The 23,777-nt window shown below is 61.2% G+C and carries 6 protein-coding genes; 3 read left to right on the forward strand and 3 right to left on the reverse strand.

Features of this window, described 5'->3' with window-relative positions:
- Positions 1 to 11: 11 nt before the first annotated feature.
- Both MOQ06_RS10800 and MOQ06_RS10805 read right to left on the reverse strand, forming a co-directional pair.
- A complete protein-coding gene (locus MOQ06_RS10800) occupies positions 12 to 18,017 on the reverse strand; it encodes an Ig-like domain-containing protein (RefSeq protein ID WP_242172867.1) in 18,006 nt (6,001 codons plus the stop codon).
- Between the two features lie 122 nt (positions 18,018 to 18,139).
- The gene (locus tag MOQ06_RS10805; protein WP_242172869.1) at positions 18,140 to 19,477 is read right to left on the reverse strand and encodes a TolC family outer membrane protein; all 1,338 of its coding nucleotides are present in this window, start codon (positions 19,475 to 19,477) and stop codon (positions 18,140 to 18,142) included.
- A 735-nt stretch (positions 19,478 to 20,212) separates the two neighbouring features.
- Here MOQ06_RS10805 and MOQ06_RS10810 point away from each other — a divergent pair.
- On the forward strand, positions 20,213 to 20,956 hold the full coding sequence (locus MOQ06_RS10810; protein ID WP_176610377.1) for a DeoR/GlpR family DNA-binding transcription regulator: 744 nt from the start codon (positions 20,213 to 20,215) through the stop codon (positions 20,954 to 20,956).
- A gap of 13 nt (positions 20,957 to 20,969) precedes the next feature.
- The gene (locus tag MOQ06_RS10815; protein ID WP_242172871.1) at positions 20,970 to 22,037 is read left to right on the forward strand and encodes an oxidoreductase; all 1,068 of its coding nucleotides are present in this window, start codon (positions 20,970 to 20,972) and stop codon (positions 22,035 to 22,037) included.
- A gap of 39 nt (positions 22,038 to 22,076) precedes the next feature.
- Here the strand turns inward: MOQ06_RS10815 and cybB are convergent, their stop codons facing one another.
- The gene (gene cybB / locus MOQ06_RS10820) at positions 22,077 to 22,607 is read right to left on the reverse strand and encodes a cytochrome b561 (protein ID WP_242172873.1); all 531 of its coding nucleotides are present in this window, start codon (positions 22,605 to 22,607) and stop codon (positions 22,077 to 22,079) included.
- 393 nt (positions 22,608 to 23,000) lie between these two features.
- Between cybB and MOQ06_RS10825 the strand changes: the two genes are divergently transcribed.
- Positions 23,001 to 23,663, forward strand: coding sequence for a DUF1120 domain-containing protein (locus MOQ06_RS10825; protein ID WP_242172875.1), 663 nt, complete (start codon positions 23,001 to 23,003; stop codon positions 23,661 to 23,663).
- Positions 23,664 to 23,777: the final 114 nt, after the last annotated feature.

Here is a 23,777-nt window from a genome sequence, read left to right on the forward strand (position 1 = left end):
GCGGCAGGTTTTTACGCAATTAACAGCTGATGATTAGCCAGCAGCGTGGCCAGATCCGTCTGCACGCCGTTCAGCGTCACCAGGGTGGTCGGCGTGAACTGCCCGCCCGCCCCGTCCAGATCAACCTGGATCTCGGTGTTGCTGCCGTTCTGCACCACGCGGATGTAATCGGCGATGTTGCCCGCGCTGCTGTCCAGCGTGGCGACGCCGTTGACATAGCTCGCCGAGCCGCTGCCGGTATAGCCGCTGTCGGACAGCAGGTCGCGCAGGTCAATGCGATCCGTATCCGCCGTCCCCTCCCAGGTACCGACGGTGAAGCCGTTGACCACATCGCTGCCGTTCCCGCCGGTAGCGTCAGAGGCGCTGATCAGCTTATAGAGCAACGTGTCGTGACCGCCGCTGCCGATGTTGAAGGTGTCGTTACCGCCGCGACCTTCGAACTGGTTATCACCACTGTTGCCGGTAATGACGTCGTCGTAGTCAGAGCCGTTGATCCCTTCAATATTGAGCAGTCGTGACGTACCGAACCCGGTGTCCTGCGCGGTTGAGAGGCGCAAATCGACGGTTACGCCGGACGTGGCGTTGCGGTAATCCACCACGTCCATTCCGCCGGTGTTGCTCCAGGTGTCATAGTCGGAATGGGTATTCCAGCCGCCGGAGCCGTTGTAGGTATAGGTGCCATCCTCCGCGATAAAGGTGTCGTTATACCCGGTACCGGTAATCGTTCCGCTGTGGCCGCCGGTGGCCGCTTCGGCGGTGAGCACGTAGCCCTCTTTGCCGTTGCCCGCCTCCAGGCCGCTCCAGGTGACGTTATCCGACGCGCCGTTGGTGATTTTCACAATCTCTGCCGAGTAGGTCTCGTTCGGATCCAGGCCGTAGAAGCTCACCAGCGCGGAGGTATCGTTCGAACCAATACCGGACTGGGCGTTGATGATCTGCGAGGCCACCAGCACGCCCGCGGCGTTGTACAGGTTGACCGTATTGCCGTAGTAGGCGTTGATGCCTTCGCTGTCGACAATATGCAGATGCATCGCGGTACCGTCCGCAATGGTCTTGCTGTTTTGCACCAGCACCACCTTGCCGTTTTGCTGCGAGACCAGCAGGTCCTTCGCGCCGTCCCAGTTGTAGTCCACTGCGGCCACGCCGGTAACGTTAGCAAGCCCTGACGCCAGCTGGCTGGAGGTCCAGCTTGAGCCGTAGCCGTTGTTGGTGAACAGCGTCGCGGTCTGCGAGCCGCCGTAGGTGCTGAGCTTAACGATATCCATCTGCCCGTCACCGTTCCAGTCTACCGCCACCGACAGATAGCCCGCGGAGGCGTTAGAGGCCTCAACCGCGCTCTTGGTGGTGGACAACTGTCCTGCACCGTTGTTGTAGTAAATCACCCCACCGGTGTTGTTGTAGCTGCTGCCCAGGTACAGATCCATGTAGCCATCACCGTTGAAGTCCGCCCACGTCATGGACGCCGCCGTGGTGGTATTCGCCGCGTTCACCACAAACACGTTGGTCATGTTCTGGCCGATGGACAGCGTACCGTTGCCGTTGTTGTTAATCACGGTAAGCGAGTACGCGCCGCTGCGGTTGGTGTGCTGAACCACATCCACGGTACCGTCATTGTTAATATCGACGCCGGAGATCTCACGCATGGTGGTGAATTGTCCCCAGAATCCCGCGCCGCCGTAGGTACCGTCAGGCGAAAGTACCCCATTGTTATTGATCAGATAGGTGATGGAGTCAGCACCGGCATCGCCGTACGCCAGATCCAGATAGCCATCCCCGGTTTTATCATAGGCAATGACGCCGCCGTACCAGATGGTAGTCCCCATCGCCAGCTGGCTGGCGTTGTAGGTGCTGCCATCGTAGGTCCACATCACCTGCGTGGAGCCGGCGTAGGTGGTCTCTGTCGCGAAGATATCCTGCGTGCCGTTACGGTCGAAGTCGGCGGCGGTCTGGCTCACCACGTAGTAGCCGCGGGTATTGCTCAGCGTATTTCCGGCATAGGTCGAGCTATCGCTGCTGGAGTAAGACTGGCTGTTAGCAATGATGCTCCACAGGCCGCTGCTGTTCGTGCCGACGGTCATGGTCGAGTTGTTGCTGTTCCCCGCCGTGGTCGCCCAGTCGGTATTCACCGTGGTGGTATCAATCACCAGGCTGCCGGTCGCCGTGCCGGTGGTATTGCCGTTGCCCGCGCTGCTCTTGACCTGCGCCGTGACGTCGTAGCTCGCCACGCTAAGGGCATCGCCGTCCGGGATCTGCAGATACCAGGTGTTGTGATCCGGATCGACGACGACCGCACCGCCGGTCTGCGAGGTATAGGTTTTACCGTTCACCGTCACCACCAGATATTCACCGTTTACCAGGTCTGCGGATACCGTACCGCTGACAATCGGCGTGGTATCGGAGGTGGTCTGGGCGGTAATTGCCGCCGTGGTGGTCGGTACGCTGGTATCGACGTTCAGCACAAACCCGTCCGATTCCGTGTAGTTACCGGCTTTATCGGTGACGCGCACAATGTAGGTGTGGTTGCCATCGCTCAGGCCGTTGTCCTGGAAGGACCAGCTGGCGCTGCCGTTCATGGTCACCTGACCAAGCAGGATCCCGTCACGGTAAAGCTGCACAATTTCACCGTCCTCCGGGGCGCGGTTGAGCGTACCGTTAATCAGCGGCGAGGTATCATCCGTCGCGACTGACGCGCCGTAGGTGCCCTGACGTTCGCCTTCCCCGTCGGTGTAGCTGACCACCGTTCCCACCGTGTCAGGCGGCGTGGTATCCACCGTCACGATCTGAGAAGCGGTCGAGCCAACGTTGCCCGCCTGGTCAACAATCCGCGCCTGATAAGCGTAATCCCCGTCAGGCAGATCGCGGGTATCGGTGTAGCTCCAGCGCTGGTTCGTCACCGAAGCGTCAACCCACGTATTGCCGCCGTCGAGGCTGATCTGCACCCGCTCGTCGCCTGCAAGCGCGCTGCCGAGCGAGCCGTTGAGGGTCAGGGTGGTGTCCATGGTGATGAAATCACTGCCGGACTGCCCGGTATCGTCGCTGATGCTGTCGATGGTGATGCCGTACTGCGGCGCCTGCGTGTCCACCGTTACCGCCTGCGACGCGGTAGCGCCGACGTTCCCCGCCTGGTCGACGACTCTCACTTGGTAACTGTAGCTACCGTCGGTCAGCGTGCGCGTGTCGCTATAGCGCCACTGCGTGCCGCTCACGGTGGCGTATACCCAGGTGGTGCCGCCGTCCATGCTTACCTGCACGTACTCTCCCGCCCCCAGCTCCGCCCCGAGCGTGCCGTTGAGGGTGTACGAGGTCGAGCTGGTCAGGAAATCGTTGTTATCGAAGCCGGTATCCACGGTGATGTTATCCACGGTCACCGTAATCGCGGCATCTGGCGCCACCGTATCGACGGTCACCTGCTGATGCGAGCTGGCGCCCACGTTGCCCGCCGCATCGACCACGCGCACGTAGTAGTCATAGGTCTGGTTACCCAGCGTGCGTCCGTCCACGTAGTACCAGCTGTTGCCGGTGACGATAACGTTCTGCCAGGTTACGCCGCCGTCGATGCTGATCTGGGCATACTCCCCGTCGGCCAGCGTCGCGCCCAGCGATCCGCGCAGCGTCAGCGAGGTATCGTTGGTGATAAAGTCGCTGCTGCTCAGGCCGGTATCGTCGCTGATGCTGTCGATAGCGATCGTTTTGCTGGCGTCCGGCGCTACGGTATCAATCGTGACAACCTGGCTTGTCGTCGCGCTGACGTTCCCCGCGTCGTCAATCACCCGCAGCTGGTAGTTGTAGTCGCCGTCGGCAAGCGTGCGGCCGTCCACATACGTCCAGCTCAGCCCGCTCACGCTCACGTCGGTCCAGGTCACGCCGCCGTCGAGGCTGATCTGCGCGTGGTCGCCGCTGCCGAGCGCCGCCCCGAGCGTGCCCTTCAGGCTGATTTGGGTGTCGCTGGTGATAAAGTCGCTGCCGGACAGGCCGGTATCCTGCGAAACGGCATCCACGGTTATGGTCGTTGCCGCAGGCTTCGTCAGGTCAATCACCACGTCCTGGCTGTCCGTTGCCCCCACGTTCCCGGCGTTATCAATCACCCGCACCTGGTACGCATAGGTACCGTCGGTCAGCGTGCGACCATCCGCGTAACGCCAGCTGGTCCCGGTGACGGTCAGGTCAGTCCAGGTCGCGCCGCCGTCGAGGCTGATCTGCGCCTTCTCGTTATTGCCGAGCGCCGCCGTCAGCGAGCCGTTGACCACCACCTGGCCGTCGTTAGTGATGAAATCACTCGCGCTCAGGCCGGTGTCGTTTTGCAGGGAATCAATGCTGATGCCCATTGACGGCGCGGTCAGATCCACGGTGACGGTGTGGCTGTCGCTGGCGGCGTTGCCGATGGCATTGCTCACCTGAGCGTTGATAACGTACGAGCCGCCGTCCGCCAGCGCGGTCACGTCCGCGCTACCGAGCGTATAGCCCCAGCTGCCGTCCGCCTGCACGGTGGCGGTATAGGTTTTGCCGTTCAACGTGATGGTCACCGTCTGGCCCGCAGGCGCGTCGGTGGTCCCGCTGATAACCAGCGGCGTGCCGTGCTCGGCGGCGTTAACGATGTCGTCCTGCGCAAACGTGTTGATGCCGATCGTCGGCACGTCGCCGTTCAGCGTCACGTCGTGCGATGCGCTGCCGGGGTTCCCCGCCTTATCGCTCACCGAGGCGGTAATGGTGTACTCCCCGTCGGTCAGGCCAAGGAAGTCGCGGCCCGGCACGAAGACCGACCACGCCCCGTCCGCCGCGACGGTCGCCTGATAGCTGTGCCCGTTGAAGGAGACGGTGACCGTCTGCCCCTGCTCCGCCGTGGTGGTGCCGCTGATGGTCTGGCCCGCCAGCTGCTCGGCGTTGTTCACAATATCGTCATCGGCGACGGTGCTGATGGTCACGGTCGGCGCCGTGGTGTCTACCGTTAAGGTATGCGTGGTCTGGCCGTTATTCCCGGCTTTGTCGTTAACCGAGGCGGTCACCGTCAGCGCGCCGTCGTTCAGGGCAGCCAGGTCGGCGGCAGGAACGTCGAGCGTCCAGGTGCCGTCGTTTGCCACAGTGGCGGTATAGGTTTTCCCACCCAGCGTAACGGTGACGGTCTGGCCCGCCTCCGCGCTGGAGGAGCCGCGAACGGTCAGCGGCTGCTGCGCTTCCGCCGCATTCAGCACGTCATCCCCTGACAGCGCCGCAATGCTCACCACCGGCGCGGTGGTATCCACGCTGATAGTATGCGCTGCCGAAGCGCCGTTGCCCGCGCTGTCGTGCGCCGATACAGAAACCTGATAGCGCGCGCCGTCCGCCAGCGCGCCGACGTCCGCAGCCGGAACGGTGGTAGTCCACGAGCCGTCGCTCTGGATGGTGGCCGTATAGCTCTTGCCGTTGAGGGTCACGGTAACCTGCGTACCGCTGGCAAACTGCGCGCCCGACCCGCTAATCACCAGCGCGTTGCCCGCTTCCGCGGCGTTAATAACGTCATCGCCGCCGATAGCGTTCACCGTCAGCGCGACGGAGGCCGTGTTCACGACGACGTCGTGGGTCCGGGTGCTGCTGTTGCCCGCGCTGTCGGTGATGGTCGCGCTGAGGGTCACGGTGCCGTCGTTGAGCGCAGAAATCACGCTGGCCGGAACGCCCACGCTCCAGTTACCGCTGGCGTCAACGGTGGTGGTGTACTGGTTCGTACCTAAGGTGATGACCACCTTATCGCCGACGTTCGCGGCGGTTGCCGTGCCGCTGACGATCTGCGCCTGCGCGTGCTCCACGCTGTTAATAACGTTATCGCCCGCCACGACGTTAAAGCTGACGGTCGGCGGCGTGGTGTCCAGCGTAATCGCCTTGCTCGCGCTGCCCGGGTTCCCCGCGGCATCGCTCACGCTGACCTGCACGGTGTACCCGCTGTCGGCCAGCGCCGTCAGGTCTGCCGATGGCACGCTGATGCTCCAGACGCCCCCCTGCTGCACCTGGGCGGTATAGCTCTTATCGCCGAGCGTCACGGTCACCGTTTGCCCGACTTCGGCCGTTGTCGTACCGGAAACCGTCACACCGGCTCCGGCTTCAGCGCCGTTGATCACGTTATCGCCCGCAACCGTATCAATGGTGACGGCTGGCGCGGTGGCATCCACGCTATACTCGCGCCCCGCGGACGCGCTGTTGCCGTGCGCGTTGGTGACGCTCACCTGCACGCTGGCGTCGCCGTCCTTCAGGCCCGCCAGATCCGCAGAAGGCACGGTTGCCGTCCAGTTACCGTCAGCATCCACTTTCGCGGTATATGTCCTGCCGCCGAAGGTAATGGTGACGGTCTGGTTTTCTTCCACGTTAGTCGTGGCGCCAGAAAGCACCAGATCCGCCCCTTTCTCCGCCGCGTTGATCACGTCGTCAGCGGCAATGGCATCAATGCTGATAGCCACTGCTGACAGATCGACGGTCACGTCGTGGCTGATGGAGACCGGGTTGCCCGCGCTGCTCTGTCCCGCCACGGTGACGGTGACCGTACCTGCGGCCAGGGCATCTACGTCTGCCGCCGGGATTGCCGCGCTCCAGGTACCGTCTGCCAGCACGGAGGCCGCATAGTCTTTGCCGTTCACGGTGACGGTGAGCGTGGTACCCGGGGCCAGCCCGTCGCTGGAACCGGTCACGATCAGATTCTGCCCATGCTCGATGGCGTTGATCACGTCATCACCCGCCACGGTGTCCACGCGCAGGCCCGGCAGACTGGCGTCGATGACGATCTCGCGCTCGCCCGTGCCGGTGTTGCCGTGGCCGTTGGTGACGGAGGCTGACACGGTCAAATCGCCGTTGCCGAGCGCCGTCAGGACGGACTCCGGCACGCTTACCGACCAGGAGAGATCGCTCTGCACCGTGGCGGTATACGTGTTACCGCCCACGGATACGGTCACGGTATTGCCCGCTTCGGCGTTCGCCACGGTGCCGCTGATGGTCTGGCCGGTAGCCACTTCCGCGGCGTTGATGACGTTGTCCCCCGCCACGGTATTGATGGTGACGGTCGGCAGCGCGGTGTCCACCAGCAGGTTCGCGGTGTTGCTTACGCTGTTGCCCACGCCGTTAGTCGCGGTCGCGCTCAGGGTGTAATTCGCCTGGCCCAGGCTCGCCAGATCCGCCGCCGGGACCCTCAGGCTCCAGGTGCCATCCGCCGCCGTCGTCGCCGTATAGTTTTTACCGTTCAGGGTCACGGTGACCGTGGTGCCTTGCGCCAGGTTAGCGCTGGTGCCGCTCACGCTCAGATCCTGACCTTTCTCAACCGCATTCAGCACGTTATCGCCGCTGATGGCGCCAAAGTTAACGGAAGGCAGGCCGGTGTCGACGGTCACGCTATGGGTGCCGGTGCCGGTATTGCCCGCCGCGTCGGTGACGGACGCCGTGACGGTCGCGGTGCCGTCGCTGAGGCCGGAAATGACGCTGGCCGGAACGCCCACGCTCCAGTTACCCGCCGCGTCCAGCACGGTGGTGTAGGTCTGGCCGCCAATGGTGACGGTGACCTTATCGCCCGCCGCCGCGCCGGTGGCGGAGCCGCTGACGATTTGCGCCTGAGCGTGCTCGGTGACGTTAATCACGTCATCGCCCGCAATAACGTTAATGGTCACCGCCGGAACGGTCACGTCCACCGTCAGGTTGTGGTCAACGGAGGCCGGGTTACCGGCTTTATCGCTCACGGAGGCCGTCACGGTCACGCTGCCGTCGCTCAGACCCGCAAGGTCGGCCGCCGGAACGTTCAGCGTCCAGCTGCCGTCTGAACCTACCGTTGCGGTGTAATCCTTGCCATTCAGAGAGACGGTCACCGTCTGGCCCGCTTCGGCGGTGCTGGTGCCGGAGATCGCCAGATCAGACTGCGCTTCCGCGGCGTTCAGGATGTCGTCTGCGGCAATCGTACTGATGGTCACGGACGGCGCGGTAGCGTCCACGCTGTACTCGCGTCCCGCCGAGGCGCTGTTGCCGTTGACGTTGGTCACGCTCGCCTGCACGCTGGCGTCGCCGTCCTTCAGTCCCGCCAGATCCGCAGACGGCACGGTATAGGTCCAGTTACCGCTGTCGTCGACGGTCGTGGTGTAAATTTTGCCGTTCAGGCTCAGGGTAACGGTCTGCCCGGCCTCCACGTTGGTGGTAGCGCCTGAGAGCACAAGATCCGCCCCTTTCTCCGCCGCGTTAATCACGTCGTCGGCGGCAATGGCGTTGATGCTGATGGCAACGGCCGCCAGATCCACGGTGACGTCGTGGCTGATGGTAATCGGATTCCCCGCCGCGCTGTCGCCGGTAACGCTGACTTTGACGGTGCCTTCCGGCCAGGCGCTCACGTCGGTGGACGGGATCGCCGCGCTCCAGGTGCCGTCCGCCAGTACCGTTGCGGAATAGTCTTTGCCGTTGACGGTCACGGTGAGCGCGGTGCCCGGGGCCAGGCCGTCGCTGGAGCCGGTGACGATCAGGTTCTGGTTATGCTCGATGGTGTTGATCACGTCATCGCCCGCCACGGTGTCCACGCGCAGGCCCGGCAGATTTGCGTCGATAGCGATCTCGCGCTCGCCCGCGCCGGTGTTGCCGTGGCCGTTGGTGACGGCTGCGGTTACGCTCAGGCTACCGTTGCCCAGCGCGGTCAGCACGTCAGACGGCACGTTCACGGACCAGGTCAGATCGCTCTGCACCGTTGCGGTGTAGCTGTTGCCGCCTATGGTGACGGTAACGGTATTGCCCGCTTCGGCATTCGCCACGGTGCCGCTCAGGGTCTGGCCTGCCGCCACTTCCGCCGCGTTGATGACGTTGTCGCCCGCCACGGTATTGATGGTTACGGTAGGCAGCGCGGTGTCCACCAGCAGGTTCACGGTATTGCTCACGGTGTTGCCCACGCCGTTGGTGGCGGTCGCGTTCAGGGTGTAATTAGCCTGACCGAGACCGGCCAGATCCGCTGCCGGAACCGTCAGGCTCCAGGTGCCGTCTGCCGCAGTCGTCGCCGTGTAGTTTTTGCCGTTGAGGGTCACGGTCACCACGGTGCCTTCCGCGAGGTTGGCGCTGGTGCCGCTGACGCTCAGATCCTGACCCTTTTCAACGGCGTTCAGGACGTTGTCATCGCTGATGGCGTTGAAGTTGACCGATGGCAGACCGGTATCGACGGTCACGTTATGCGTGCCGGTGCCGGTGTTGCCCGCCGCGTCGGTGACGGACGCCGTGACGGTCACGGTGCCGTCGCTGAGGCCCGAAATCACGCTCGCCGGTACCCCCACGCTCCAGTTGCCCGCCGCGTCCAGCACGGTGGTGTAAGTCTGGCCGCCAATCGTGACGGTAACCTTATCGCCCGCTGCCGCGCCGGTGGCGGTACCGCTGATGATGTGCGCCTGGCCGTGTTCTGCGATGTTAATGACATCATCGCCCGCCACGGTGTTGATGGTCACCGCAGGCGCGGTGATATCTACCGCCAGGTTGTGATCCACGGACGCCGGGTTACCCGCTTTATCGCTAACCGACGCGGTGACGGTCACGCTGCCGTCGGTTAATCCAGCCAGATCCGCCGCCGGAACGTTCAGCGTCCAGCTGCCCTCTGCGCTGACGGTTGTGGTGTAGTCTTTGCCGTTCAGCGATACGGTCACCGTCTGGCCCGCTTCGGCGGTGCTGGTACCGGACACGGTCAGATCGGACTGGGCTTCTGCGGCATTCAGAATGTCGTCGGTCGCCAGGGTATTGATGGTCACGGACGGTGCGGTCGCATCCACGCTGTACTCGCGTCCTGCCGAGGCGCTGTTGCCGTTGACGTTGGTGACGCTCACCTGCACGCTGGCGTCGCCGTCCTTCAGGCCCGCCAGATCGGCCGCTGGCACCGTGGCGGTCCATTTACCGTCGGCATCGACCGTGGCGGTGTAATTCTTGCCGCCGAAGGTGATGGTGACGGTCTGATTCTCTTCCACGTTCGAAGTGGTGCCGGAGAGAACCAGATCCGCGCCCTTCTCGGCCGCGTTGATCACGTCGTCTGACACAATCGCGTCAATGCTAATGGCGACGTTCGCCAGATCGACCGTCACATTGTGGCTGATGGAAACCGGGTTACCGGCGCTGCTCTGACCCGCAACGGTTACTGCAACCGTGCCCGCACTCAGTGCGCCAACGTCCGCCGCCGGGATCGCCGCGCGCCAGGTGCCGTCTGCCAGCACGGTGGCCGCATAGGTTTTACCGTTCAGGGTGACCGTCAGCGCGGCGCCTGCGGCCAGGCCATCGCTGGAGCCCCTCACGATCAGGTTCTGCCCGTGCTCGATGCTGTTGATCACGTCATCGCCCGCCACGGTGTCCACGCGCAGGCCCGGCAGATTTGCGTCTATAACGATTTCGCGCTCGCCGGAACCGGTGTTGCCCACGCCGTTGGTAACGCTGGCTGACACGGTCAAATCGCCGTTGCCCAGTGCGGTCAGAACGGATTCCGGCACGTTCACGGACCAGGTCAGATCGCTCTGCACCGTTGCGGTGTAGCTGTTACCGCCAATGGTCACGGTCACGGTGTTGCCCGCTTCGGCATTCACCACCTTACCGCTGATGGTCTGCCCGGCTGCCAGCTCCGCCGCGTTAATGACGTCGTCACCTGCAATGGTGTTGACGATTACCCCCGGCAGAACGGATTCCACGTTCACGGTGTGCGACGTGCTGGTGCTGTTGCCGACGCTGTCCGTTGTCGATGCGGTAACGGTGTACAACGCTTCACCCAACGCGCCGACCTGATCCGCAGGAACGGTGGTGGTCCATTTCCCGTTGCTGTCGACCATCGCGCTGTACGCTTTGCCGTTCAACATCACGGTCACTACCGCGCCTGTCGCCAGGCCGGAAGCCGTACCGGAGATCGTCAGATCCTGCGCTTTCTCGGCGCTGTTGATGACGTCATCGTCGGAAACGGTGTCGATGGTCAGCACCGGCGCGGTGAGGTTGACCTCAACGTCGCGGGTAGCGCTGCCGCTGTTCCCGGCTTTGTCGGTCAGCGCCGCGGTGATGGCGTGATCCCCGGCGGCCAGAGCGCTAACGTCTGCCGCAGGCACGCCCACGCTCCAGCTGCCGGAGGCATCCAGGGTGGCGGTGTACGATTTGCCGTTGAGGGTAACGGTGACCACGTCGCCCGCCGCCGCGCCGGTTACGGAGCCTGTCACAATCAGCGCCTGCGCATGCTCGGCGCTGTTGATCACGTCGTCGTCGGAAACGGTGTTAATGGTCAGCTGCGGAACGGTGGTATCGACCAGCACGTCGCGATCCGCAGAGGCCGGGTTGTTCGCCTTATCAGACACGGCGGCGCTGATGGTGTAGTTGCCGTCGGTAATCGCGCCTACGTCTGCAGACGGCACGTTCACGCTCCAGCTGCCATTCGCCTGTACGGTGGTGGTATAGTCCACGCCGTTCAGCGTCACGGTGACGGTCTGGCCCGCTTCGGCGTTAGTGACGCCGTTAACGACCAGATCCTGCTGCGCTTCGGCCGCATTGATGATGTTGTTGTCGCTGACAATTTCAATAGATACCGTCGGCGGGGTCGCGTCCACGCTGTATTCGCGCCCCGCCGAGGCGCTGTTGCCGTTCACGTTGGTGACGCTCACCTGCACGCTGGCATCCCCGTCCTTCAGGCTGCCGAGGTCGGCTGACGGCACGGTCGCCGTCCAGTGGCCGCTGGCGTCCACGGTGGCGGTGTATGACCTGCCGCCAAAGGTGATGTGGACGGTCTGGTTTTCTTCCACGTTGGTGGTGGTGCCGGTCAGCACCAGATCCGCGCCTTTTTCCGCGGCGTTAATCACGTCGTCCGCGGCAATCGCGTCAACGCTGATGGCCACCGCCGCCAGATCGACCTTCACGTCATGGCTGATGGAGACCGGGTTACCCGCCGTGCTCTGGCCTGTGACGGTCACGGTGACCGTGCCCGCGCCAAGCGCGCTCACGTCGGAGGCCGGAATGGCCGCTGTCCAGGTGCCGTCGGCCAGCACCGTCGCCGCATAGTTTTTACCGTTTACGTTCACCGACAGCGCGGTGCCGCTTGCCAGCCCCTCGCTGGAGCCGGTGATAATCAGGTTTTGCGCATGTTCAATGCTGTTGATGACGTCGTCACCCGCCACGGTATTTACGCGCAGGCCCGGCAGGCTGGCGTCGATGGTGATGTCGCGCGCGCCGGAGCCGGTGTTGCCCACGCCGTTGGTAACGCTGGCGGACACGGTCAAATCGCCGTTACCGAGCGCGGTAAGCACGTCGGACGGCACGTTGACCGACCAGCTTAAGTCGTCCTGAACCGTGGCGGTAAAGCGGTTGCCGCCCACGATAATCGTGACAGTGTCACCGCTCGCCGCCCCGCTGACCTTTCCGCTCAGGGTCTGCCCGGAGGCGACCTCCGCCGCGTTGATCGTATCGTCAATCGCCACCGCGTTGATGGTCACCGTCGGCAGCGCGCCGTCAACCCGCACGCTGTGGTCGGCGCTCGCGCTGTTGCCTGCGGCATCGGTCACGCTCGCCGAGACGGTATAACCCGCTTCGCCCAGCGCCGAGACGTTGGCCGCCGGAACGGTAACGCTCCAGCTGCCGCTGGCGTCGGTGGTCGCAGCGTAGCTTATGCCGTTCAGGGTTACCGTAACGGCGGTATTGGCCGGCTGGTTGCTGGTGCCGGTGAGGAGCAGATCCTGGCCTTTCTCCGTCGCGTTAATCACGTCGTCGTTCGCGACGGTATTGATGGCGATAGTCGGCGCGGTCAGGGAGACGTCAACATTGTGCGCTGCGGTGGAGCTGTTGCCCGCTTTATCCGTAATCGTGGCGGTAATGGTCTGGCCGCCGTCCGCCAGCGCGCCCACGTCCGCCGCCGGCACGCCCACGCTCCAGCTGCCGGACGCGTCCAGCATCGCGGTGTAGTCTTTGCCGTTCAGGGTAACGGTGATGACGTCGCCCGCCTGCGCGCCCGTTACCTTACCGGAAACGATCAGCGCCTGGCCGTGCTCGGCAATATTAACGATGTCGTCGCCCGCCACGATGTTGAACGTGATCTGCGGAACGGTGGTGTCGACCAGCACCGAGGAGCCCGCGCTGGCGGGGTTGCCTGCCTTATCGGACACGGTCGCTGTTACCGCCGCGCTGCCGTCGGTGATGCCTGCCATATCCGCCGCCGGAACGTCGAGCGTCCAGCTGCCGTCCGCCTGCACCTGCGCGGTGTATTGATTACCGTTGAAGTTCACGGTGACCGTCTGGCCTGCTTCGGCAGTAGAGGTGCCGCTCAGGGTCAGATCCTGCGCCGCCTCTGCCGCGTTCAGCATATTGTCATTGCTGATGGTGTTGATGGTCACCGTCGGCGCGGTGGTATCGACGCTGAATTCCTGCGCCGAAGACGCCGCGTTGCCGTTCACGTTGGTGACGCTGACCTGCACGCTGGCGTCGCCGTCTTTCAGGCCGCTCAAATCAGCTGACGGTACGGTGTAGGTCCAGTCGCCGTTGGTATCCACCGTCGTGGTATAGGTTTTACCCGCGAAGGTGATGGTCACGGTCTGACCCGCTTCAACGTTGGTCGTGGTGCCGGAAAGCACCAGGTCCTGGCCTTTTTCCGCCGCGTTGAGCACGTTATCAGCGGTGACGCTGTTGATGCTGATGGCGACGGGCGACAGATCAACGTCAACAAGCGTACCGATGGTCACCGGGTTGCCGGAAGCGTCCTGCGCGCTGGCGCTGATGGCGAGCGAACCGTCCGCCCACCCGGAAACGTCCGCCGCCGGCACCGCGGCCTGCCAGGTGCCGTCCGCCAGCACCGTCGCAGAATAGTCCTTGCCGTTAATCGTGACGGTCACCGCGCTGCCCGCCGCCAGGTCGGTGCTGGTGCCGGAGACGATCAGGTTCTGGCCGTGTTCGATGACGTTGATAACGTCATCGCCCGCCACGGTATCGATCCGCAGCCCCGGCAGCTGGGCGTCAATCGTAAACGCCAGCGACGACGTTCCGGTATTGCCGTGCCCGTTCGTGACGCTGGCAGATACGGTCAGATCGCCGTTGCCGAGCGCGTTCAGCTGGGCTGCGCTTAACGGCAGGCTCCAGCTCAGATCGTCCTGTACGGTAGCGGTATAGGCCTGTCCGCCCAGCACAATAGTGACAGTGTCACCTGACGCGGCGTTGGTAACATGGCCGGTCAGGGTTTGCCCCGCCGCCAGCTCCGCGGCGTTCACCACGTTATCGCCCGCCAGGACGTTAATGGTGACTCCCGGCAGCGAGCTGTCCACCAGCACGTCGTGAGCGGCAGACGCGCTGTTGCCCACGCCGTCGGTGATGCTGGCGGTCACGGTGTACTGCGCTTCGCCCAGCGCGCTGACGGCGGACGCGGGAACGGTGACGCTCCAGCTGCCGCTGGCGTCGGTGGTGGCCGCGTAGTGAATGCCGTTCAGGGTCACGGTGACGGTGGTCCCGGCTGGCTGGTTGCTGGTCCCGGTAATCTGCAACGCTTCGCCTTTTTCAGCGGCGTTGATTACGTCGTCTGCGGCCAGCGTGTTGATGGCGACGTCAGGAATGCCGGTATTTACCACCACGTCCACCGCGCTGCTGCCCGTATTGCCGGACTGGTCAGTTACGGAGACGCTGATGGTCCAGGTGCCGTCGGCCAGCCCCTGCACCACGGATGCAGGCAGGCCGAGGCTCCAGCTGCCCGCAGCGTCAACCACGGTGGTGTATTCCACGCCGTTGAGGGTAATGGTCACCAGGTCGCCCGCCGCCGCGCCGGTCACGGAGCCGCTCAGGATCTGCGCCTGTGAATGGGCGAGCTGGTTAACAGTATTGGTGTCGGTGACAAAGTCGTTAATCGTCACCTGCGGCACGGTGGCATCCACCAGGCCGACGCGGTCCGCGCTGCTGGTGTTGCCCGCCACGTCGCTCACGGTGGCCGTCACGGTGAGGTTACCGTCGTTCAGCGCGCCAGCATCGGCGGCCGGAACGCTCAGCTGCCAACTGCCGTCCGCCTGCACGGTGGTCTGGTACGACTTGCCGTTCAGCGTTACGGTGACCGTCTGGCCCGCCTGCGCGCTGCTGGTGCCGCTGACGATCAGGTCCTGCTGCGCTTCTGCCGCATTGATGATGTTATCGTCGGTCAGGTTGTTAATGGTTATGGTCGGCGGCTGCGTATCCACCGTCATCACGCGGGCCGCATCGGCGCTGTTGCCGCTGGCGTTCGTCACGCTGGCGCTAATCTGCGCGCGGCCGTCGATCAGGGTATCCATGGCGCTGGCGGGCACGGTCAGGCTCCAGGTGCCGTCCTGCTGTACCTGCGCGGTAAAGGTCTGGTCAGCGAATTTGACCACCACGGTCTGGCCTGCTTCCACGCCCTGCGTCTGGCCGGACAGGGTCAGGTCGCTGCCTTTTTCCGCCGCGTTGAGCAGGTCATCGCCTGAGACAACGTCAATCGTGACCGCCACGGCGTTCAGGTCCAGCTCAACGGGATGCTCGGCAGAGACGGTGTTGCCCCAGGCATCCTGCGCGCTGGCGTGCACGACGACGTTGCCCGCCGTCCAGGCCTGGAGATCGGCTGCCGGCACGCCGATCTGCCAGCCGCCGCTGGCGTTAACCACGGCAGGATAGTCGACGTTATTAATGGTGACGGTAATCTGCGCGCCGGCGGCCAGATGGGTGCTGGAGCCGGATACGGTCAGATCCTGCTGCTGCTCTATGGCGTTAATGACGTCATCACCGGAGATGGTGTTGACGCGCAGGCCCGGCAGTTCGGCGTTGATGCTGATATCGCGCTCGCCGGTGCCGGTGTTGCCGTGGGCGTTGGTGACGGAGGCGGTGAAGGTCAGTTCGCCATCGCCAAACGCCTGAAGATCCGCTGAAGGGATCGTCACGCTCCAGGTCAAATCGCTGCCGACCTCGGCGGTATAGCTCTTGCCGCCCACGGTAATGGAGACCGTATCGCCCGCCGCCGCGCCGGTTACGCGCCCGCTGAGGGTCTGATCGACAGCCGTTTCGGCATTGTTAACCAGGTTATTGCCCGCAAAGGTATTGACGATCACCTGCGGCAGCGCGGTGTCAACCAGCAGGTTCGCCTCGGCGGAGCCGCTGTTGCCCACGCTGTCGGTGCCGCTCACGCTGACGGTGTAAAGGGTGTTCGCCAGGTTCAGCACGTCGGAGACCGGCACCTGCACGGACCAGACGCCGCCCGCCACCGTGGCCGCATAGCTAACGCCGTTGAGGGTCACGGTGATGGCGCTGCCGTCCGGCAGGTTGCAGGTACCGGTCAGGCTCAGCGGCTGCATGGCCTCCTGCGCATTCAGGACGTTATCCTGGCTGATGGCGTCGATCGTGAATTCCGGCGGGTTGCCGCTCAGGGTAATATCGCGCGTGGCGCTGCCGGTATTGCCCGCCGCGTCGGTCACGGAAACGGAAATGCCGTGTTTGCCTTCCCCCAGCGCGCCGACCGCGGAGGCAGGAATGCCGACGCTCCAGCTGCCGTCCGCCTGCACCGCACCTGTGAAGGTCTGTCCGCCGACGGTGACGGTCACGATATCGCCAGCGGCCGCACCGTTTGCCTTACCGGAGATAATCTGCGCCTGGCCCTGCTCGCTGGTGTTCAGAATATCGTCGCCCGCGACGGTGTTGATGGTCACTACCGGAGCCGTCGTATCAACGGTAACGTCCGCGGTGGTGGATGCGCCGTTCCCCGCCTTGTCGCTGACGTTAACCGTCAGGGTGTGCTGACCGTTCGCCAGCGACTGCACCTCGCTGGCGGGCAGCGTGACGGACCAGACGCCATCGCTGCCCACGGTCGCGGTATGGTTTTTACCGTTCAGCGTCACCGTCACGATTTGTCCGGCTTCGGCGCTGGTTTTACCGGTCAGCGTCAGCGGCTGATTATGCTCCGCCGCGTTGATGACGTTGTCCTGCGCGAGAGTATCGACGGAAAGCGTCGGCGCAGCGGTATCCACGCCAATCGTCTGGCTGCCGGTCACGGTGTTGCCCGCCGCGTCTTTGCCGCTGACGTTCACCGTCCAGGTGCCGTCCCCCAGCGCCTGCGCGTCCGCGGCCGGCACGTTCACGCGCCAGCCGCCGTCGGCGCCCACTTCAGCGGTATAGGTTTTGCCGTTCAGCGTAACGGTCAGCGCCGTGCCCTGCGCCAGGTTTTTAGCGCTGCCGGAGAGCGTAAAGCCGGCGGCCTGTTCGCTGGCGTTAATCACGTTATCCCCCGCCGTCGTCGCCAGCGTCACGCTCGCGTCGGCAGTGGTGACGGTGACGGTAATGCTGCCGGCCGCCGTGGTTTTGCTGCCGTCGATCTGCACGACCGACCAGGTATGCTCCCCGTCCTTCTGAGCGGGTAAGGTTACCGACCAGGTGCCGTCTTTGGCGACCATGGCGCTGGCGATGGTGCTTCCGCTGCTGTCTTTGACCTGTATCGTCGCGCCCGGCTGGCCGGTGCCGCTAAAGGTTGGGGTGTTGTCATCCGTGATGGCGTTTGCGCTCAGCACGCCCTGCCTGTCACCCGCGTTGTCCGTAAGCAAGAACGTCGGCGTGGCGCTCTCAACCTCTTTCGTATTATCAATCACCTTCGTTTTGGTTTCACCGTCGCCCCCGCTGGCCAGCAGCGCGCCGATGGCCCCGCCGCCGAGCGCCGCGCCCGCAATCCATCCCCACGGCGCATCGCTCAGCGCGCTTCCCTGCTCCAGGAAAGGTTCAATGCTGCTAATCGGCGCGGCCTGGGCGGTTAATTCGGTCGCGACAGCACCTGATGCTTCCCCGGCATCGGCTAATGAAATATGCGTCAGTTCCTGGCTATCGTTAAATACCAGTTCGGACTGATTATGGGTTTCCGGATCTTCGACAAAATAGTTATTGCAGCGAATGACGCTGCCGTCTTTCATATAAATAAGGAGGTCTTTTCCCTGGCGGACATAACGCACCACGTCCTGCGCAGAACCCTGAATTTCAATTACGCTCGGCGATGAAATGGAGACCGACAGATTTCCTTCGCCGGTTAATCTCGTTTTTTCTGCCGTCTTGCGAACGATGACATCAACAACTTTTGCGTTACTCATATTCTTCTCCTTGCAGGTGTGCGGATTCCTGTGGATATGTCCACCAGATGGATGTAGCTATCCCTGGGAAAAAACACCCATTTTTTATCAGACCTAATTTGCGCAGGAAGGCGCGTTTTTTATTAACTCAAATCGGGTAATTTTGCGGCAGCGTTCTTCTCTATTCCAATTAGCGGCATAAGGTTATCAACGGCTGCGGCGTAATTAATTGCCGCGCTCCAGCCGTCATATTCAGCGATTATTTTGGCGGAGGTGGCCTGCCACACGTCCTGCTCCACGCTGAGCAAATCGTTAATGCTGCGCTTGCTCAGGGTATATTCGTTTTTATAGACATCCCGTGCACGCAGCGCATTTTCCAGCTGCCGTTTTCCGGCCTCCATTCGCCCCCGGGCGCCGGTCCAGTCGGCCTGCGCAACGGAGGCTTTTTGCAGCACATCGAAGCGGGCCTGATCGACCTGAGACGATGCCATCGCCCGTGCCCCTTCAGCCTGGCGCACGCGTGCCGAGACCGCGCCGCCCTGATAAAGCGGTGCGTCAATGTTGAGCTGGATCTGGTCGTCCCAGTAGGCGCGATTATCGGACTCATACCGGGTTCGGCCCCCCTTCAGGCTCAGGGTTGGCCAGTGCTGCGACTTTGCGGTTTCAACGCCGTACTGGGCTGAACGCTCCATGTTCTGCGCGGCCATCACCGCCGGAATCAGTGAATAATCAATGCGATTGAGCGCGCCGGGCTCCACCGCCAGGCTTCCCGGCACCGGAGAATAGCGTTCAGCCTCAATGCCGGTTAATACCGCCAGCCTCGCGCGGGCGCTGTTCAGGGACGCGTTGTACTGCTCTACCGTCGCCTGCATCCCGGCAATGCGCGTGCGGGTCTGAAGCTCGTCAGAGGTGGAGCTAACGCCTGCGTCGGCGCGCAGCTTCGCCAGCTGTTCCACGTTTTTGAGCGCCTGCACGTTCTCTTTTGCCGCCTGCAGCAGATCGCTGTAGCGTTTGACCTCCACATAGCTGAGGGCCGTTTTTTCCGCCACCTCAGAGAGCGTGCCCATCAGCTGGTAGCGATAGCCGTCACGCTGCGCTGAAGACCGGCTGATGCTGTTGTTGGTCTTGCCAAAATCGTACACCAGCTGCGTCAGGCTCAGCCCCCAGGCGGCGGAGTTGCGCAGCGAGCCGCTTGAATCGGTAGTCTGGCTATGGCCCGTGCTTCCGTTCAGGGATATTTGTGGCATCCAGCCGCTGCGCGCTTCGTCTATTTGTGCCTGACCAATTCCCAGCTGCGCAGCCTGCTGGCTAACCGACGGATCGCGATCGAGCGCGAAAAGAATACTTTCCTTCAGCGTGGTTGCCGCAACGGGAGCAATACCCCCCTGAGCGCTATTTGCATTTGCCGCCGTCGCGGTCAGCGATATTACGACCAGGGAGAGGGATATTCTGAGTAACCTGTTATTGCGCATCATCGTCATAATATCTCTCCCGAATCCAGGTGGTGACTAAATAATTACCCAAGAAGAGGTACAGATAATTCGACAAATATCTTCTCGCTCCTTCTCGAAAATTTTTAGGTAATAGAGGCCCGCACCCATTTCAAATTGAGATGAGAGCCGTTCTGCGTCTTATTACAATTAAGAATTTACTTAATTATTTATTGATTCGCAGCATAACAAAATGTGATATGAGCAACCACACCCGCAATGTTAACGCGGTGTTACAAGCAAGAAAAAAGATGGGGTTTCTGGACAAATGGCTATAAGACGCCTTTCAGATGAAACATATAAACATGCTGTAATTTAAGGAAAATTCCTAAAGTGTCGCCTGTACATTTTTGGGTTAATTTCATGCCGGTTCAGACACAAAGATTTTCAAAGAAGTGTCAGTTTAGGTAATGAGGAGGATATATTTAGATTATTTAACCACAAATACATGATTGGCTAGATAATTAGCCTACAAATCCATTTGCAATCAAATCAATACTCCATATTTACCGCCCACCCTGGTTACTTAAACCAAATTTTCAGATAAAACATGTCGATAACAACAAGCGTAAGGGTTAAAAACATGTTTTTTAAGGCTTATTAATGCATTATCAATAATAACGCCATTGAACTGCTTTGCTTAACATCTGCCTCTCGCCCATTCCTTTTCCGCCGCGATGCTGTATTATGCGATTTATTGCGACATTTTGCAGGATTCACCGCGCTATGCATAAAACCGCCCGTCAAAAATACGTGCTTGATCTCCTTAGTGAACGAGGCCAGGCCAGCATTACCGAGCTTGCCGAGAAGTTGCAGGTTTCTGCCGATACCATCCGTCGCGACCTGACTGACCTGGAAAACCAGGGGCTGGCGCAGAAAAACCACGGCGGCGCCATCGCGCTGAATCTCTCAACGATGACCCGCCAGAGCAGAAATACCCTGCTGCCTGAAACCAAGCAGCGGCTCGGTAAACGCGTCGCGGAAAGCGTACCGGCGGGTTCAACGCTTTTTCTGGATGCGGGAAGCACGGTGCTGGCCGTAGCTTCTTTTCTTAAGGGACCGTTGACCGTCATTACCACCTCGCTGGATATCGCCCATCACGTCAGCGACCGGGAGGATATCGAGCTGATCCTCCTCGGCGGCAGGTGGGACAGGAAGCAGCGCCTGTTCGCCGGCAGCGCTACCCTTTCCCTGCTCTCGCGCTATCGGGCAGATATTGCCATTCTTGGCGCATGCGCCATTGATGCGGAGCTGGGCCTGAGCGCCAGCCAGGAAGCGGATGCGGAGGTGAAGCGCGCCATGCTGGCCGCAAGCCAGAGGCACTGGATCGTCGCCGACCATCTGAAGCTCAACCAGTGCGAACCGTATCTGGTGTCGGGGTTATCCAACATACATCAGCTGTTTTTAGATCGTCCCTGGGCCGAGCTTGGGGACCATAGCGCAGTGCAGGTCACCGTTTGCGCGCATTAACGTGGAGAAGGTCATGAGTAAAGTGAAGACAGTAAATATTGCGCTGATCGGCTATGGGTTTGTCGGTAAAACCTTTCACGCCCCGCTGATCCAGTCCGTCGACGGGCTTAAGCTGGCGGTGGTTTCTTCCCGCGATGAGGAGAAGGTAAAACGCGATCTTCCGGACGTGCAGGTGGTGGCTACGCCAGAAGAGGCGATTCAGCATCCTGATGTCGATCTGGTGGTGATTGCCTCCCCTAACGCCACCCACGCCCCGCTGGCGACGCTTGCCCTGAACGCCGGTAAACACGTGGTCGTGGATAAGCCTTTCACCCTCGACATGCAGGAAGCGCGGGACCTGATCGCGCTTGCGGACGGAAAACGGCTGCTGCTCTCCGTTTTCCATAACCGCCGCTGGGATACCGACTTTCTCGGCATTAAGCAGGTTATTAAGCAAGGCAGCATCGGCAGGGTTAAACACTTTGAGTCACACATTGACCGCTTCCGCCCGGAGGTTCGCGTCCGCTGGAGAGAGCAAAACGTTCCCGGCAGCGGCCTGTGGTTCGATTTAGGCCCGCACATGATTGACCAGGCGCTGCAGCTGTTTGGTCTGCCGCAGTCCGTACAGGGCAATATCGCCACCCTGCGCGACGGCGCGGAAATTAACGACTGGGCGCACGTGGTGCTCAATTACCCGGAACACAGGGTAGTGCTTCATTGCAGCATGCTGGTGGCCGGCGGCGTTTCGCGCTTTACCGTACACGGGGACAAAGCCAGCGTGGTGAAGGCGCGTATCGATCAGCAGGAAGCGCAGCTGCTGGCGGGCGTTATCCCGGGAAGCGAAAGCTGGGGCAAGGACAGCGACGATATGGTGCTGTTTAACGCTCAGGGGGAAGCCAGTACCCTGCGCACGCCCGACGGCGATCAGCGTCAGTACTACATTAACGTGCGCGATGCGCTGAGCGGAGAAATCGAAAATCCGGTGCGCCCGGTAGAGGCGCTGGCGGTGATGGCGGTGCTGGAAGCGGCGGTGAAATCTTCCGAAACCGGCTCAACGCAGGCGCTGGAATTGACCGCGCAGGAGATTGCGCAGCTTCAGTAACTAGCAAAAAAATGCCCTGCGGTTTGCAGGGCATTTCATTCACTGGCGCTTTTTCGGCATCATGCGCAGAAGCGTATTATCCTTCCAGAAATAGTGATGCAGCAGCGCGGCAAACGCGTGCAGGCCAATCACGAAATATCCCAGATTCGCCAGCGTGACGTGCCACGCCTTGAGCGTATCCACCAGGTCAAAATTTGACTCCGCCGCATGCGGCATCACCATGCCGAAGGCAAACCAGTCATTTCCGCGGCTGTACATCATCACAAGGCCAATCAACGGCAGCGCAATAAACAGCAGATAAATCACCAGATGCCCCAGGTGAGACAGTCCCGTGACCATTGCTTTTGGCTTCGGTTGAATCGGTGGCGCGGGGAACCTGAGGCGAACCAGCAGACGCGCCACCATCAGCACCAGGATACTGATGCCGCAGGAGACATGGATCATATTGATCGTCGGACGCGCGGTGCGCGGGAAGAACCCCCTGAACTCCATGGCGCAGTAGGCGACGATGACCAGCAGAAACACCAGCCAGTGAATGCCGATTTGCAGGCTTGTATATTTTGTACGCATGTACTTTCCCGATTAAACACAGTTACCGCGCCAACATAATCTCCTTTCCTTAAAAATTCATTAACTTTTCTGTATGCTTACCCGGTCGGTCCCCTCGCATGCGCCTCTTCAGCTGCCAGTTACATATGCATTGAAGGGTCATTGCCGTAACTAAGTGCGCTGCTGTCCGCCCAACGCGACACGCAGAAATGGCTTTTACGCTGTCATTAATTTTCTCGGGTAATATTATTCACTTAAGTTTAGTATTCACCGTTAATTATCATTAGAACTTCTAAAATCAGCTTTTAAATATAGTTGCTTTAATTTTATAAGCCATCCCAATAATATAATTGCAAGACATGCAATTACGCCTGTCACGTTAAACGCCCATCTTTATATTGTTAAGGAACAACAATGAAAAAAGTTATTTTAGCTTCATTAATCGCGCTGGCCAGCGCCTCAGCTTTCGCAGAACCAACCGCGGTATTAAAAGTACAGGGCACCCTGACGAATGCTGCCTGTTCGCCTTCCATTGGCAATGGGGGGGTTATCGATTACGGTTTTATTCGTCTCGGTGATTTATCCGCAACGGAAAATAACAAAATTGGCATGAAGCAGGTTCCGGTAACCATTACCTGTACGGCGCCAACCAAAGTGGGCTTTACCATTCTTGATAACCGCGCCGACAGCAATGCGCAGCTTCCGCTGGATATTGGTGGTAACCAGAACCAGTCTGCTAAATATTATACCTACGGCGTGGGCACCACGACCGAAGGCGTTAAAATTGGTAACTACGGCATGTGGATGACGGATGTTACGGCGGATGGCAATACGGTAGATCCGGTGAGCAACAACCACGACTGGGAAGCGTCTAAGTGGCATAAAACCGGGATCCCGCGCAGCGATGCGTTTACGACCACCTCCTTTGCGGCAACCGGAACCGAGGCGCCGATTGCCATTACCACGGCTAACTTTAACTTTGTTACTAACCTGACGATCCGCGATACCGCAGCGCTGGCTATTACCGACGATACCCCTCTCGACGGTCAGGCGACGATGACGCTGGTGTACCTTTAACTACACATTGAACTATACTGGTTCAGCGCGTGGCTGAACCGGTACTTTCACCGTAATTATATTCATGCCACCAATTAAAAACGCTTCATTCATTTTCCGCATCCGCATAACTTT

The organism is Enterobacter sp. I4 (genome assembly GCF_022669095.1).
GTDB classification, from domain to species: Bacteria; Pseudomonadota; Gammaproteobacteria; order Enterobacterales; family Enterobacteriaceae; genus Enterobacter; species Enterobacter pasteurii.